Source organism: Pseudomonas sp. C2.3V, from assembly GCF_058536325.1.
The window spans coordinates 3263292-3279141 of the sequence record NZ_JBZUBN010000001.1 but is presented as its reverse complement, the minus strand read 5'-3'; the positions used below and the strand labels follow the sequence as shown (position 1 = coordinate 3279141).

14 protein-coding genes are annotated in these 15850 nt (G+C 56.7%); 3 read left to right on the top strand and 11 right to left on the bottom strand.

The window, feature by feature from the left end; translation table 11 throughout:
* Positions 1-28 precede the first annotated feature (28 nt).
* The 4 genes from cyoB to AC4LF3_RS15665 form a co-directional block, all read right to left on the bottom strand.
* Positions 29-2053, bottom strand: a complete 2025-nt coding sequence (gene cyoB, locus AC4LF3_RS15680) for a cytochrome o ubiquinol oxidase subunit I (RefSeq protein ID WP_074822539.1) — start codon at positions 2051-2053, stop codon at positions 29-31.
* Between the two features lie 187 nt (positions 2054-2240).
* Positions 2241-2651 (bottom strand): Cu(I)-responsive transcriptional regulator, encoded by a 411-nt coding sequence (gene cueR, locus AC4LF3_RS15675; protein ID WP_491835724.1) that lies wholly within the window; start codon positions 2649-2651, stop codon positions 2241-2243.
* Complete coding sequence (locus tag AC4LF3_RS15670) at positions 2648-5047, bottom strand: heavy metal translocating P-type ATPase (RefSeq protein WP_491836308.1); 2400 nt, start codon at positions 5045-5047, stop codon at positions 2648-2650. The genes cueR and AC4LF3_RS15670 overlap by 4 nt, the downstream gene beginning before the upstream one ends.
* Positions 5048-5098: 51 nt before the next feature.
* Entirely contained in the window at positions 5099-5632 is a 534-nt protein-coding gene (locus AC4LF3_RS15665) for a cytochrome b (protein WP_150346755.1), read from the bottom strand.
* Between the two features lie 167 nt (positions 5633-5799).
* Between AC4LF3_RS15665 and AC4LF3_RS15660 the strand changes: the two genes are divergently transcribed.
* On the top strand, positions 5800-5997 hold the full coding sequence (locus tag AC4LF3_RS15660) for a heavy-metal-associated domain-containing protein (RefSeq protein ID WP_010795514.1): 198 nt from the start codon (positions 5800-5802) through the stop codon (positions 5995-5997).
* Here AC4LF3_RS15660 and AC4LF3_RS15655 read toward each other — a convergent pair.
* Positions 5976-6608 (bottom strand): TetR family transcriptional regulator, encoded by a 633-nt coding sequence (locus tag AC4LF3_RS15655; protein ID WP_010795513.1) that lies wholly within the window; start codon positions 6606-6608, stop codon positions 5976-5978. The two genes, AC4LF3_RS15660 and AC4LF3_RS15655, sit on opposite strands and share 22 nt — an antisense overlap.
* A gap of 129 nt (positions 6609-6737) precedes the next feature.
* Between AC4LF3_RS15655 and AC4LF3_RS15650 the strand changes: the two genes are divergently transcribed.
* On the top strand, positions 6738-7916 hold the full coding sequence (locus tag AC4LF3_RS15650) for a Bcr/CflA family multidrug efflux MFS transporter (RefSeq protein WP_491835721.1): 1179 nt from the start codon (positions 6738-6740) through the stop codon (positions 7914-7916).
* Positions 7917-7921: 5 nt separating this feature from the next.
* Here AC4LF3_RS15650 and AC4LF3_RS15645 read toward each other — a convergent pair whose 3' ends face one another.
* The 4 genes from AC4LF3_RS15645 to AC4LF3_RS15630 all read right to left on the bottom strand — a co-directional run bounded on the left by AC4LF3_RS15645 (position 7922) and on the right by AC4LF3_RS15630 (position 12876).
* On the bottom strand, positions 7922-8092 hold the full coding sequence (locus tag AC4LF3_RS15645) for a hypothetical protein (RefSeq protein WP_010795511.1): 171 nt from the start codon (positions 8090-8092) through the stop codon (positions 7922-7924).
* 77 nt (positions 8093-8169) lie between these two features.
* Positions 8170-11403 carry a bifunctional diguanylate cyclase/phosphodiesterase gene (locus AC4LF3_RS15640; protein ID WP_491835718.1) on the bottom strand — a complete coding sequence of 1078 codons (3234 nt, stop codon included), beginning with the start codon at positions 11401-11403 and terminating at the stop codon, positions 8170-8172.
* Between the two features lie 149 nt (positions 11404-11552).
* Complete coding sequence (locus AC4LF3_RS15635) at positions 11553-12572, bottom strand: zinc-binding alcohol dehydrogenase family protein (protein ID WP_312509552.1); 1020 nt, start codon at positions 12570-12572, stop codon at positions 11553-11555.
* A gap of 10 nt (positions 12573-12582) precedes the next feature.
* Entirely contained in the window at positions 12583-12876 is a 294-nt protein-coding gene (locus AC4LF3_RS15630) for a putative quinol monooxygenase (RefSeq protein ID WP_010795508.1), read from the bottom strand.
* A gap of 93 nt (positions 12877-12969) precedes the next feature.
* Between AC4LF3_RS15630 and AC4LF3_RS15625 the strand changes: the two genes are divergently transcribed.
* The gene (locus AC4LF3_RS15625; RefSeq protein ID WP_037029754.1) at positions 12970-13890 is read left to right on the top strand and encodes a LysR family transcriptional regulator; all 921 of its coding nucleotides are present in this window, start codon (positions 12970-12972) and stop codon (positions 13888-13890) included.
* Positions 13891-13897: 7 nt separating this feature from the next.
* On the opposite strand, the gene hisN is transcribed toward AC4LF3_RS15625, so the two are convergent.
* Together hisN and AC4LF3_RS15615 are read right to left on the bottom strand one after the other, a co-directional pair.
* Complete coding sequence (hisN, locus tag AC4LF3_RS15620; RefSeq protein ID WP_404627266.1) at positions 13898-14689, bottom strand: histidinol-phosphatase; 792 nt, start codon at positions 14687-14689, stop codon at positions 13898-13900.
* Positions 14690-14759: 70 nt separating this feature from the next.
* Positions 14760-15707, bottom strand: coding sequence for an adenosine deaminase (locus AC4LF3_RS15615; RefSeq protein ID WP_074822673.1), 948 nt, complete (start codon positions 15705-15707; stop codon positions 14760-14762).
* Positions 15708-15850 lie beyond the last annotated feature (143 nt).

Here is a 15850-nt window from a genome sequence, read left to right as displayed (position 1 = left end):
GAGAACTTCCACTCAGCAGGCGGGCCGCTTAAACCATCGTATACGCCTTGGGCGATGCCGCATCCTCCTGACTCACCCCCGTACACTGCTCCCGCTGCGCCTTGTGCGCTTCCTCCATGCGGGCCACATCTGCAGCCTTGATGTAATAGCCGTGATCGTCCTTGAAGCTATGCAGGATGGCAGTGGCAATCATGCCGATAAATCCCAGAATGGCCATCCACCAGATGTACCAGATCAGACCAAAGCCCAGCACAAAGCTGAATCCGGCGATGATCAGCCCGGCGCCGGTGTTGCTCGGCATGTGGATATCCTTGTAATCCGCCTGGTGCTTTTCCCTGACGCCATGCTCTTTCATGTCCAGATAGGCATCAATGCCATGGACTTCCGGCAGCTCGGCAAAGTTATACGGAGCTGGAGGCGAGGCTGTGGACCATTCGAGCGTACGGGCATCCCAGGGATCGCCGGTCAGATCCTTATTGTGGGCGCGCTGGTGAATGCTGACGAGCAGTTGGGCTATCTGGCAGATGATGCCGCACAGGATGGTCAGGGCACCGACAGCTGCCACGATCAGCCAGGGATGCCAGTCTGGATTGGCATAATGGTTGAGGCGGCGCGTCATGCCCATGAAGCCCAGCACATAAAGCGGCATGAAGGCCAGGTAGAAGCCGACCACCCAGAAAAACAAGGCATAGCGGCCAAGCCTTTCGTTCAGGGTGAAGCCAAACATTTTGGGAAACCAGTAGGTGATGCCGGCAAAGTAGCCAAACAAGGCGCCGCCAATGATTACGTTGTGAAAGTGGGCCACCAGGAACAGGCTGTTGTGCAGGACGAAATCAGCCCCCGGGACGGCCAGCAGCACGCCGGTCATGCCACCGATGGTAAAGGTTACGATGAAGGCAACGGTCCACAGCATCGGGGTAGTGAACTGAATCCGCCCCTTGTACATGGTGAAGAGCCAGGTAAAGATCTTTACGCCGGTTGGAATGGCAATAATGCTGGTGGCAATGCCAAAGAATGCGTTGACGTTAGCTCCTGAGCCCATCGTGAAGAAGTGGTGCAGCCACACGAGGAACGAGAGCACTGTGATGGCCACCGTAGCCCAAATCATCATGTTGTAGCTGAACAGGCGCTTGCGGGTAAACGTCGCGGTCACTTCGGAGAACACGCCAAACGCCGGCAGAATCAGGATGTACACCTCGGGATGGCCCCAGGCCCAGATGAGGTTCACATACATCATGGCGTTACCGCCCAGTTCATTGGTGAAGAAGTGCATTCCCAGGTAGCGGTCCAGACTCAGTAGCCCCAGGGTTACGGTCAGGATCGGGAAGGCGGCCAGAATCAGCACGCTGGTACAAAAGGCCGTCCAGGTAAAGATCGGCATTTTCATCAACGTCATGCCGGTGGTACGCATCTTCAGGATCGTGACGAAGAAATTGAGGCCGGTCAGGAGCGTGCCGAGGCCTGAGATCTGTAAGCTCCAGATGTAGTAGTCCACGCCAACGCCAGGGCTGTACTTGATCCCGGAGAGCGGCGGATAGGCGACCCAGCCCGTCTTGGCGAACTCGCCCAGGCCGAGCGATAGGTTGACCAGTACTGCTCCGACAACGAACAGCCAGAAACTGAGCGAGTTGAGGAACGGGAAGGCCACGTCACGTGCACCAATCTGCAGCGGTACTACCACGTTCATCAGGCCGACCACCAACGGCATGGCTACGAAAAAGATCATGATCACGCCGTGAGCGGTAAAGATCTGATCGTAGTGATGCGGAGGCAGGTAGCCCTCTGCGCCACCCGCCGCAATGGCCTGCTGGGCGCGCATCATGATTGCATCCGAGAACCCCCGAAGCAGCATTACCATGGCGACGATGATATACATCACGCCGATTCGCTTGTGATCGACCGAGGTCAGCCACTCCGACCACAACCAGCGCCACTTGCGAAAATAGGTGAGTGCACCCACAGAGGAGAGGGCCACCAGAATAATGAAGCCGATGGCGCCCATGATAATAGGTTCATGAATCGGAATGTCCGATACACTGAATCTTCCGTACATTCGCGTTGCTCCTCCAATGTAACTAGGCGTAATGACCTGAACGCTGGAGATTTCGTTAGTTCCACTCAATACCCTATCAAACTCGCCTCAGGTCTTTTTGCAGGTCTGTGTCTAGGGTGAGGCTCAACGAATATTGGCGGCACGAAGTGAAAAGAGCGCATGCCTTCAGTGCTGGTCCTGGTATCGCTCAAGAACTGCAATGTCGACAGGACGCTTTGCCCAGCAAGTCCAGAATGGCGCATTCAGGATGTTCGTTGCCCGGGCATTGATCCACCAACTGTTGAAGAGTGTCACGCAGGCTCGCCAGTTCAGCGATCTTGCGGTTCAGCTCATCCACATGGGCGCTGGCCAGGGCCTTGACTTCGGCGCTGGAGCGGTGCCGATCACGCCAGAGCCCCAGGAGCCTGCCGACTTCCTCAAGCGAAAATCCCAGGTCTCGTGAGCGCTTGATAAAGGCCAGCGTCTCCAGATCACTGGTGCGGTACTGTCGATAACCACTGGCGCTGCGCCCGGCTGGGTCCAGCAACCCGATGTTTTCGTAGTACCGGAGCATCTTGGGGGTAAGCCCGCTTGCACGGGCGGCTTGGCTGATGTTCATGACTGATTCATCTTCTCTGGTTGCCAACGTTTGAGCAGTAAAGCGTTACTGACAACGCTCACGCTGGAAAAGGCCATAGCAGCCCCGGCGAAGACCGGGTCAAGCAGGCCAAACGCCGCCAGCGGAATACCAATGACGTTGTAAATAAAGGCCCAGAACAGATTCTGGCGAATCTTGCGATACGTACGACGGCAGATATCCAGCGCCCCTGGCACCAATGCCGGGTCGCCACGCAACAGGGTAATCCCGGCGGCATGCATGGCCACATCCGTCCCGCTGCCCATGGCGATACCCACATCGGCGGCCGCCAGGGCGGGTGCGTCGTTTATCCCGTCACCCACCATTGCCACACAGCGACCTTGCGACCTGAGCTGTTGTACGACCGCGGCCTTATCGGCTGGCAGCACTTGGGCATGAACGTCTCGAATACCGGTCTGCCGTGCAACAACCCTTGCGCTGCCTTCGGTATCACCTGTGATCAGATGGCTGCTGATATAGTGTTTTTCAAGCGTGGCAATCGCATGACCCGCTCCCGGCTTGAGCTCATCGCCAAAGGCCAGAAGGGCCAGCACCCTTGGTTCGGGCTGCTGCTCAATCAGCCAGGAAAGCGTGCGACCTTCCTCTTCCCAGGCGTTGGCCTGAGCGAAAAGCGGACCTTTATCGAGCGCTAGTTCTTGGAGCAGTCGCCCATTGGCCAACGCCAACTGCCGGTGGCCGATCTGGCCCTGAATACCGCGCCCCGGCAGGGCGCGGATATTCTGCGCAGCAGGTGCGTCCAGCAGGTTCTGCTCGCAGGCAGTGAGAACGGCCTGAGCCAAAGGATGTTCGCTACCGCGTTGCAGGCGGGCCGACAGGGCCAGTGCCTCTTTCTCACTTACGGTATCTGTCGCCAGATGAATCAGGCGAGGCTGCCCTGAGGTCAGTGTACCGGTCTTGTCAAAGGCAACGGTATCCACGGCATGGGCTATTTCCAGCGTCTGCGCATCCTTGATTAGGATGCCGTGGCGTGCCGCGACGCCTGTTCCTGCCATAATGGCCGTAGGCGTGGCCAACCCCAGGGCGCAGGGGCAGGCAATCACCAGAACGGCGACGGCATTGATGAGCGATGTTTCCCAGCCTGCGCCTGCCAGCAGCCAGCCAACCAGCGTCAACAACGCGATACCCAGCACGACGGGGACGAACACCTCACTGACGCGATCGACCAGTCGTTGAATGGGCGCCTTGGCGGCCTGGGCGTCCTCTACCAGACGAATGATACGCGACAGAACGCTTTCACTGCCTAATGCGGTCACACGAACCGTCAGTACACCTTCGCCGTTGATGGAGCCTCCTGTGACACGATCCCCTGGCCCCTTGGCTACTGGACGACTTTCTCCGCTGATCAAGGCTTCATCGGCGTGGCTGTCTCCAGATTCCACAAGGCCATCTACGGGTATCCGTTCACCGGGGCGGATACGTACCCGATCATCTATCTTGAGCTCCGCCAGACTGACCTCCTGCTCCAGTCCGTCGTTGGATAACCTAAAAGCCCGCTCCGGTCGCAAGGCTTGCAGGGCCCGGATGGCATCACCGGTCTGCTGCTTGGCGCGGCTTTCCAGGTATTTGCCCAGGCGGACCAGGGCGATAACTACGGCAGCCGCCTCGAAATACAGGTGCGGCATGCTGTTGGACGGGGCGCTCCACCACTGGTATAGGCTAAGGCCGTAGGCTGCGCTGGTGCCAAGGGCAACCAACAAATCCATATTGCCGGAGCGGGCCCGCACAGCCTTCCATGCAGCCACATAAAAGCGAGCACCCAGCAGGAACTGAACGGGTGTTGCCAGTGCAAACTGCACCCAAGGTGGCAGCATGGCGTGGATACCCAGTGGTTGCAGCAGCATCGGCACAATGAGGGGAAGGGCCAATAACAAAGCGAGTATCAGGGCACCTCGTTCCCGGGCCAAACGCTGCCCAGCCGTTTTGTCATCATGGGTGGTAGCAAGTCGGGCCTCATACCCCGCCTTGCCGATGGCGACCAGGAGCAGGCTCGAATCTGTTCCCGGTACCAGCTCGACATGGGCCTGTTCGGAGGCCAGGTTCACGCTTACGGTATTGACGCCCGGAACCTTGCGCAGCGCGCGCTCGACCCGGTTGACGCAACTGGCGCAGGTCATGCCGGTGATATCAAGTTCGAGCGACTCGGTAGGAACGCTATATCCTGCGCGCGTAATGGCTTGCTGCAAGATAGGAAGCGATCCCTTTGGTGCGTGGACCCGGACACGCTCATTGGCCAGATTGACGCTGGCGCTTTCCACACCTTCAACTTTTCTGAGCACACGCTCCACCCGGCCGGCGCAGGCCGCGCATGTCATGCCGTGTACGGGTAGATCGAATTCGGTCATGGTTAATCTCCTCATCATAGGATAGAGGATCAACCTTGACCTCGTGTTAAGGTCAAGCCCTGCCGATCAATCCTTGATCAGGGGCAACATGCCGGGCAATACCCGGTCCCGACGCGCCACGTAGTGCCAGATCGCCATGCTGGCATGTCCTAGGATCAACAGGATAAACGCATACTGCACGGTGACATGAACCTGCTTGGCTGCACTGCGAAGCGCTTCAGGCAAGGGCAGGGGGCCAAAGCTGAACAACCAGAAGTAGTTGACAGGGCGAACGCTGAAGATAAGCCCTGTGATGGGCATGAGAAAAAGCAGCGCATACAGCACCGCATGCCCCAGCTTGGCCAGTTTCTGCTGAAGCACGGCATTCGGCGGCAACAGGGCTGGTGAGCCATGTTTGAAGCGAATCATCAGACGAATCACGGTCAGAGCCAGAACGGTAATGCCCAGCGATTTATGCAGGGTGAAGACATCGGCTCCGCTGCCCAGTAGCCCACTGAAAAAATCTTCGAAGTAAGGAAGGGAAATGATGAGGATGACCAGAGGGGCCGTTAGCCAATGCAAAAGAATCTGTGCATTCGAATAACGCGGCAGTGTAGCCATGAGCGAGTCCCTATCCGCACGGTGTAGTGGTGATAGGCCGTTCTTCCGAAAGGGCAAGGCGACCTTCCGCAATAATAGGTGACTTACCGTGCTAACAGAAGCTGTCGGACTTGACCTTGACCTCGTGGGAAGGTTGAGAATGAAATTTTCCCGTCAGGAGATACCCCATGCATACCTTTAATGTACAAGGCATGAGCTGTGGCCACTGCGTCAAGGCGGTTACCCAGGCGATCACCGCATTGGACGCATCGGCCAGGGTCGACGTGGATCTGCCAACCGGCAAAGTCACGGTAGACAGTCGCGAAGCTCCCGAGCCGCTGCTGGAGGCGATTCGCGAAGAAGGTTATTCCGCTGAAATCGCCTGATCCCAGTCCCGCACCAGGCCCCGGAAGAGGATATCGAACATTGCGGTCGAATCCTTGACCGGGTCAAACAGGCCGGGGTCGCGCAGCCAGTCGCTGATCAGGCCAATGAACATCGAATGCACGGCAAAGGCAGCCATGCGAGGCGTGACGCCCGGTTGCAGCCGCTTTTCCTGATGCTTCCATAGCTGCTCGCACAAACCTATGAACTGTGAAATAAAGGCGTTATTGCGCTCCTCGGCCTCCCGCAACTCGTCGGTAAATTCACAGCGATGCAGCAGAATGGTCATGACCCGGCGACTGCGCTCATCCTGAGTCAGCCGGTGCATGCCGTTCACACAGACATCTTTCAAGGAAATAATCGGATCTCGTCCCTGACAACCGCAGAGTTGCTGATTAAGCACTTCCATGGGGGTACGAACCTCGTTGAGCATCTCATGGAACAGATGTGCCTTGTTCTGGAAGTGCCAATACACAGCGCCACGTGTGACTCCGCATTCACGAGCTATCATCTCAAGGCTAGTATGCGCCACGCCATTGGCGAGAAAGAGCTGTTCAGCGGCCTCAATAATGTCGCGTCGGGTCTGCTCGGCTTCTTCTTTGGTTCTGCGCATAAGGTTCGTATGAAAATCAAGGATTAAAACGATAGTTTAACGGTTGGCCGTGTATTTACAAACATTGTTGTATGTAACAGCATGGCAGTTCATCGCTTTTGGGCCGCTGGCCCCCTCCGGATCTCCTCAATGACATTTCGCATTTTGTTAATACTGGGTGCGCTCAGCGCGTTTGCGCCGTTTGCCATCGATATGTACCTGCCGTCTTTCCCGTCACTGGCAAAAGCCTTTTCAACGGATGTGGAACACGTCCAGTTGAGCCTTTCGGCGTATTTCGCAGGCTTGTCCATTGGACAACTGTTCTACGGACCGCTGGCAGACCGGTTCGGCCGGCGTATACCGCTACTCACGGGTATCGTTCTGTTCACCCTTGCCTCATTGGCTTGTGCCATGGCGCCTACGCTGGAATGGCTGATTGCAGCGCGTTTCGTTCAAGCATTAGGCGGTTGCGCAGGCATGGTGATTTCGCGTGCCGTAGTGCGTGACTTGTGCGATCCGATTCATGCTGCCAAGGCATTTTCCCAGATCGTTCTGGTGACCGGGGTTGCGCCGATCCTCGCGCCAATTGGCGGAGGCTTCCTCCTCAATCATGTTGGCTGGCAAGCCATTTTCATCAGTTTGGTGGTCTTTGCCCTGCTATGTGGCAGCGCGGTTGCGCGCTGGCTACCAGAAACCCTGCCGCCCGAGGCACCGCGTCCATTGTTGCGCAACGCGCTGCGGCAATACTGGCAAATGTTGAGTGACAGGAACTTCATGGGGTTTGCGCTTATCGGCGGCATCTCCATGGCAGGCATGTTTGCGTATATCGCAGGCTCTCCGTTTGTGTTCATCAACCTGTACGGTGTACCGGCAGAGCATTTCGGCTGGGTGTTTGGTAGCAATGCGGCAGGATTCATCTTATTTAGTCAGATTAATGCGCGCCTTTTGAGCCGGCACGGCCCATCCTGGCTGCTGACAAGAGTCACGCGGTTTTACGGTGCGGCAAGCCTTGTGCTGCTCGCCATCGCGGCCTTTCAGCCCGCCATGTTGTGGTGGATCTGTGTGCCGCTGTTCTGCTGCATCGCCTCGTTAGGCGGCATCATTCCCAACGCTTCGGCATGCGCAATGGCTGGTCAGGGGAGCAACGCAGGCAGTGCGTCTGCACTGTTGGGATGCCTGCAGTTTTCCATCGCGGCCTTATCGTCCGCAGCGGTAGGAATGCTGCATGACGGTACGGCACGGCCAATGGCGGCAATCATTGCGATCTGTGGCGTGGCAGCAGCGGTGCTGGCCTGGCTGACAACACGTACAAGGCCAGCACCCCACTGATCCGATCAGGCCGGAAGGCTTTCCGGCAGCTTATGAGGGGCTTTCAATCGAGCATTGAGCTTATCGACGTATGTACGCGCTTCGTCCTCGGTTCTAAAGGTGATGGCTTGATCATCCAGACGAACTTGCCAACTACTTTGAGGCGAGCGCGTCAACGGGCGGACTTCAATTTTCATTGCGTATTCCCCCTTCCCTCGGTTGTCGGTGGGCGCTTAGTGTAGACATTACTTAGGTTACAGAAGCGTGACGTGGATCAACTTAGTGACCGATGGTAATCGTAATACCATTTCTCGAACGCTTCCGGTGGAAGTGGAGGGCTGAACAGATACCCCTGGCATTGCTGACAGCCGAGTTTACGGATCACTTCAAGCTGTTCGTCGGTTTCAACACCTTCTGCCAGAACGTCCAGGTGCAGGCTGTGCCCCAAGGCAATAATGGCGGACGCAATGGCCTGATTGCCATGTTCACCATTATCGGTACGGATATCGCGCATGAAGCTCTGGTCGATCTTGAGTTTATCCAGTGGGAAACGGCGCAGGTAGGCAAGCGACGAGTAGCCAGTGCCAAAGTCATCGACTGCAATGCGCACCCCAAGCGCTTTCAGAGCCGCAAGGCTGGTCAATGCCATCTCGACATTTTCCATCAGCGTTCCCTCTGTGATTTCCAGCTCCAGCTTATTGGCAGGCAGATGTTGTCGATTCAGGGCTCTGGTAATGCGCTCAGCCAGATCGGCTTGGGCAAACTGCCTTGGAGACAAATTGACCGCGATGATGTCGAGTTCAATACCCTTGTCGAGCCACTCTCGAATTTGGTGGCAGGCTTGCTCTAGAATCCAGAAGCCCAGAGGGACGATCAGCCCGGTTTCCTCGGCCAGAGGAATAAAATCGGCTGGGGAGATCATTCCAAATTCCGGGTCACGCCAGCGCACCAACGCCTCTGCGCCAATGGGTTGGCCCGTTGCGACATCAATCAGGGGTTGGTAATACAAGACAAAATCGCAGCGTTGCAACGCTACGCGCAGGCGCGATTCCAAGCTTAACCGCCGACGAGCCTGTTCTGTTAACGCCTGCGTATAGAAGCGGTAGGTGTCGCGACCCTGGTTCTTAGCCAAGTGCATGGCCGCGTCTGCATTGCGAATCAGCTCGTCGGCAGTACTACCATCGCTGGGGTAGACACTGATACCCAGGCTCAAGCTAAGAAAGACCTCCTCGCCATCTTCCAGACGTAGCGGGGCTTCTAACAGCTGGCGCAGCGTTTGCGCCAGCGTCGCCACTTCATCGAGCCGTTCGAATTGCTCAAGGATGACCAGAAACTCATCTCCTCCAATGCGGGCCAGCGTATCCTCGGGTCTCAGGCCGGATCTGAGGGTATTGGCTACTGCGTTGATCAAATCATCCCCTGCGGGATGGCCATAACTTTCGTTAACAGTACGAAAATGGTCGAGATCAAGCAGCAGCACGGCCAGTTGACCCTCTCCCTGCAGCCGTTTCAAGGCATGATCCAGTCGGGTCCGGGCGAGCAGGCGGTTGGGCAGATCAGTTAGTGGATCGAAATGGGCCAAATGGGCCAGCCGTGCTTCGCTTTCCTTAAGTTGGCTGGTATCGCTCAGCACCATGACGAACTGACGCTGGTCCCGCTGGCTAATCTGGCTGATGTTGAGCCAGCCGGGGAAGTTCATGCCGTTGGGGCGGCGCCATAAGACCTCGCCTTCCCAGTGGCCTTCCTTCAGTAACGTGCGCCATAGGGTGCGATAGAAGTGATGATCCTGGCGGCCACTAAGCGGCAGCGGCAGTTTCTGACCCTGCAACTCCATGATGGAGCGAGCGCACAAGGCTTGAAAGGTTGGGTTAGCCATGAGGATACGGCGTCGCTGATCAAGCACCACAATACTGTCACGGCTGTTTTCGAAAAGAGCCGCCGCCTGACGCAGCGACTCCTCCTGAATCTTGCGCAGCGTTATATCCTCGATGACCGCAATGAAGTAGTGAGGCTCGCCCTGCGTGCCTCGAATCAGGGTAACGTTCAGATCGACCCAGATGACTTGGCCATCCCGACGCACATAGCGTTTTTCAAGCTCATAGCTATCCATTGTTCCGGCGAGCAGTTCGCGAATCCGCTCGGTACCGGAAGGCAAATCCTCGGAATAGGTAACATCATGAACCGTCAGGTTCCTTAATTCATCGTGCGAATATCCCACCATCTGGCACAGGTATCGATTGGCACGCATCCACTTGTAATCAAGCCCTACCAGAGCGATTCCGATGGCCGCATGTTCGAACGTGGCGCGGAAGCGATGTTCAATCTCGTCCCGCTCTTGAGTATGACGCTGTTGCCGGATGGCCAGTGCGGCCAGGCGGGTAAATTCGTTGACCAGCGCAATAGTGGCCTGCTCGGGTGAAGTGAGCGTGTGGTAATAGATGCCAAATACCCCAACAGCACTTTCGGTCTCATCACGAATCGGTAAGGACCAGCCGGAGCGGATATCGGCCTGTCGGGCAGCCTCGCGCAAACTTTCCCAGTTCGGATCGTGCTCGATGTCCTGGCTGATGACCAGTCCGTTACGATAGACCGCTGCGCCACAAGTGCCTGAGTCTGGAGCAATAGGCGAGTCTTCCATTGCATTGATATACGCATCCGGCAGGCTTGGTGCTGCGCTGACGCGGAGTTTGTTTTGAGAATAATCCGCTAGCTGAATGATAACGCGCATTTCAGGGAATATATCCTCCAGACGCTTAGCAATACCCGTGAGGATGCTGCGTTTGGAATGCGCCAGCAGGAGCTCGTCGAGCACGGCATTGCGGGCGCGCTGTAAGGCGTCGGCCTGGAACTGATGATGGATATCAGTGAGAGTTCCCTGAAGACCATTATCGATGACCTTATGAATCCTGAACGAGACCCAGCGATGCGAGCCATCTGCCTGACACAGGCGCAGCGTGGCAGAGCAGTCTTGTCGCGTACCGTCACGAAACTCATTGAGCATCTGGCGGATGGGCTGGCTTTCCTGGCTATGGAAACACTGGAAAACCGAAACGCCTATCGTCTGAGCGATGGGTTTGTTGGTCATCCGCTCCCAGGCAGAGCTGAGAAAGCGCCAATGCCCATCTATATCGACCAGAAAGGCCACAATCGGGAGATGATCGATTATGTCCTGATAATGATGTGTTTCAGCGTGCGTCTGAGCAACAGGCTGGGGCGGGGAGGGATCATCGGCAGCCTGAGCAGTGGTATTTAATGTTTGTTGCAGTTGCTCTACGTGCCGCTGTAACTCATCAATCAGCTGTTGGCGCGCGTGGTGTTCTCGACGAACATAGAAGTAGAGCAGGACGGCAATGCCACAGACAAACAGAATGCCTTTGGTCGTTTGCAGGGCGCTAAGCGTACTGGCGTTGAATGACGCATGATCCAGAAGGTAGTCAGTGATCCCTACCCACGCAATCCCGATCAGGGCATACAGACCAGCCAAGCGAAATGGATGAAATGTCCGCATCCGTGTCCCCATCGTTCGCACGAAGCGAAAGCTGATATCCACAGTGGACAGGGTAGCGTGTGACGAGGTTCACTGCCATGCCATTGGCCTGACGCTTGATAGCTCTCTGAAAGCAGCCCGGCAGCTTTTCACTACCGAGCTGCTGGCGATCAGAAGCCTTCCAATACGATCTTGCCCTTGGCCTTGCCGCTTTCCAGCAGAGCATGGGCGCGACGCAGGTTCTCGGCGTTGATCTTTCCGTAATGCTCACCGAACGTAGTGCGCAGTACACCGCTATCGATCAGCTGAGCCACCTCGTTGAGCAGGTTATGCTGCTCCTGCATGTCCGGCGTCTCGTACAGCGAGCGGGTATACATCAGTTCCCAGTGCAGCGATAGGCTCTTGCGCTTGAGCGGTACGGCGTCCAGCGACTCAGGATCGTCGATCAGACCGAGTTTGCCCTGAGGCATCAGAGACTCGATGATCTGCTCATAATGACGATCGGTTTGGGTCAGGCTCGCGACATAGGTAACCTGCGGAATGCCGATGCGCTTGAGCTCCTCGCTGAGCGGTTTGCTGTGATCGATCACATGATGCGCACCGAGTTCGGTTACCCAGGCCTGCGTTTCAGGACGAGAAGCCGTACCGATGACTGTTAGCCCGGTCAACTGGCGAGCCAGTTGCGTCATGATCGAGCCCACGCCGCCTGCAGCGCCTACGATCAGCAGGGTTTCGCCACGATCGGCCTTGTCACGTGTGACACCCAGGCGATCAAACAGTAGTTCCCATGCGGTAATGGATGTCAACGGCAGCGCAGCCGCCTGAGCAAAAGCCAGCGATTCAGGCATGCGGCCTACGATGCGCTCGTCAACCAGCTGAAACTCGCTATTGCTGCCCGGACGTATCAGTGATCCGGCATACCAAACCTTATCGCCCGGCTTGAACAAGGTGACATCGCGGCCTACCGATTTGACGATGGCGGTCGCGTCCCAGCCCAGAATACGCGGTTGCGATTCATCGGCATGGGGTACGTAACCCTGGCGAACCTTGGTGTCTACCGGGTTCACCGAGACAGCTTTGACTTCAACCAGCAGATCACGCGGGCCTGGGGTTGGCTCGGGAAGTTCAATGTCCTGCAGACTATCCGGGTTGTCGACAGGCAGGCACTTGTAATGTGCAACGACTTTCATGCTGTTTTCCTCAGGAAATACGGTACATCTTGGTCACACTGAATTTCTCAGCGGTACGCTCGATAACCGGTAATGCGGCCTGGAAGTGTGGTGTTGCCTCGTGCTGGGCCAGGGATGCTTCGTCACGCCATTGTTCGATCATGTGAAACGTGCGTGGCTGCTCGGCATCGCGATGGAAGTCATATTGGATACAGGCATCTTCTGCACGGCTCTGCGGCTGTAGGCCACGTAGGGCTTGTTCCAGTTCAGCTTCGGAACCCTCTTTGGCAACCAGGGTAGCAACCAGTGTCAGGGGAGTAGTCATCGTATTTCTCCTGTGAAATGCAGTAATGGTGTTCTCTTTCGCTGGATGATAAAAGCCGTTATAAAGCAAGGCTCTTTCAATAAAATTTTGAAAATGATCCGTCTGGCTGACTTGCAACTGTTTGTTAGGACTGTGGAATGCGCCAGTCTTTCCGCCGCTGCGCGAGAATTAGGTCTATCGGCAGCGGTAGCGAGCGCGGCGCTGAAGCGTCTAGAGGATGCGCTTGATACCAGGCTGCTGGCGCGCTCGACCCGAAGCCTTCGGCTAACCTCTGAAGGGCAGATGTATCTAGAGCACGCCCGACAAGCCTTGCAGAGCCTTGAGGAAGGGCAGCGCCTGCTGGAAAGCGGCAAGGCTGGGATCAGGGGTGTGCTGCATCTGTCGGCACCTTCGGATCTGGGTCGCAATCATCTACTAGAATGGCTGGACGAATTTCAGGCGCTGTATCCTGAGGTAAGCTTTCGATTGCTCCTGTCCGATCACCTGAATGATTTGTTTCGTGAGTCTGTGGACATTGCCATCCGGTATGGCGCACCTGAAGATTCTTCCCTGGTGGCCTTGCCCCTCGCTCCGCTCAATCGACGTGTATTGTGTGCGTCGCCTGCATACTTTCAACGACGAGGCCATCCTCAGCAGCCGGATGAACTGCGTCAGCATAATTGCCTCTGCTATATGCGTGGCTCCAGAGCTCATGATCGATGGGTATTCGATGATGGCAAGCGACAGGTAACGGTCACCGTTCAGGGAGACCGCATAAGTGATGATGCCGATGTCATTCGACGCTGGGCCGTGGCCGGACAGGGGCTTGTTTATAAGTCGTGGCTGGATGTCGCGAGTGATGTCGAAGCGGGGCTACTGGAGCTAGCGTTACCGGAGTGGCATGGCGAAGTAACGCCGCTTAACCTGCTCTGTCCACACCGCGCCCAACTATCGAGCGCCGTGACGCAATTGAGGGATCTGATCCGGCTGCATTGCCAGAAGCTTCTGGAAAAAGCCCCCTGGCAAGGCCGATAGATAGAAATTAGGCGTAGGGAGCAAGCTGCTGAATGAGTTCGGCATGCAGCGTCTTGTCACCACAGGCGATGATTGCACCGCCATTCTGCGCGTCGCCACCATTCCAACTGGTCATGACACCGCCAGCGCCTTCGATGATCGGAATCAGCGCCTGGACATCATAGGGTTGTAGACTCGCCTCGATAATGACATCCACAAAGCCCGACGCCAGCATGCAATAGGCGTAACAGTCACCACCGAAGCGAACCAGCTGGGCCTGTTCGGCAATGCGTTCAAACGCTGCCAGACGCTCTGGTGTATCAAGGATCTGGGGGCTTGTACACATCACACGGGCCTTGGAGAGGCTGGCACAGGCGCGGGTCTTTAGCGGGATACCATTGAGCCAGGCGCCTTCTGGTGTTCCGACAAAGCGCTCCCCTGTGAACGGCTGATTCATTACGCCGATGACGGGGCGAGAGCCATCGTTCAGGGCGATCAAGGTACCCCAGAGCGGTAGCCCGGTAATGAAGGCGCGCGTGCCATCGATAGGATCTAGCACCCAGGTCAGCGAACTGCTTCCGGTAACAGCATCTTCTTCTTCACCCAGAATGCCGTGTTCCGGAAATTCGCTCAGGATCAACTCACGCATGGCGCGCTCGGCGGCCTTGTCGGCCAGCGTGACGGGGTCGAATAGGCGACCGCCTTTGTCATCCACCTGAAGCTGCGAGCGGAAATACGGCTTGATAGCCACGGCGGCGGCATCGGCCAGGCGCTCGGCGAACTGTTGATACTGGGTCGTTTCAGCGGCATTCAAAGGCATTGAAGTTCTCGATAGCGATTACGGATAGCACAATGAAAACCGGCCGCACGAGGGCGGCCGGTAGTACCTGTCAGACCAGGCGGGCGTCCAGGCTGTTCTGGGCCAGGCGCTTGGCCTGATCCTGAGTCATGCCCAGGCTTTCGTACAGTGCCATGAAGTTTTCGGTCACGTAGCCGCCGAAATAGGCTGGATCGTCAGAGTTCACGGTCACTTTCAGTCCACGCTCGAGCAGCTTGAGAATGTTGTGCTGGCTCATGTCATCAAACACGCACAGCTTGGTGTTGGACAGCGGGCAGACCGTCAGCGGAATCTGCTGGTCGATCAGGCGGTGCAGCAGGCGCTCATCTTCGGCTGCACGGACGCCATGGTCGATACGGACCACATTCAGCAGATCCAGAGCTTCCCAGATGTACTCGGGCGGGCCTTCCTCGCCAGCATGTGCCACAGCAACAAAGCCTTCGCTGCGCGCGCGGTCGAAAACACGTTTGAACTTACTTGGTGGATGACCCATCTCGGAACTGTCCAGGCCAACCGCAATAAAGGCGTCACGGAAGGGAAGCGCCTGATCCAATGTCTTCTGGGCTTCGTCTTCAGACAGGTGACGCAGGAAGCTCAGGATCAAGCCGCTGGTTACACCCAGCTTCTGCTCGCCATCCTTGAGCGCCTGCTGGATACCGCGCAGGACTACTTCGAACGGAATACCACGGTCCGTATGTGTTTGCGGGTCGAAGAATGGTTCGGTATGAATGACGTTTTGTTCTTTGCACTTGAGCAGATAGGCCCACGTCAGGTCGTAAAAGTCTTCTTCAGTGCGCAGAACATTCGCGCCCTGGTAATACAGGTCCAGGAATTCCTGAAGGTTGTTGAAGGAGTAGGCTTTGCGCAGCGCCTCGACATTCTCGAAAGGCAGCTGGATGCCATGGCGCTCAGCCAGCTTGAACATGAGCTCGGGCTCGAGCGTGCCCTCCAGATGAAGATGAAGTTCGGCTTTGGGGAGGGCATTGAGCCAGTCGTACATGGTGGGATTACTCATTAACAGCGATTTGCCCGGAATTATGTCATGCCCACCGGCGCTGCGCAGGTCTTTACTGCCTGAGCGGGGTATTGAAGCAGGCAAAGCGCTATTAATGCCTGTGCGGAGTGTCAGGCCGACGCCTTGCA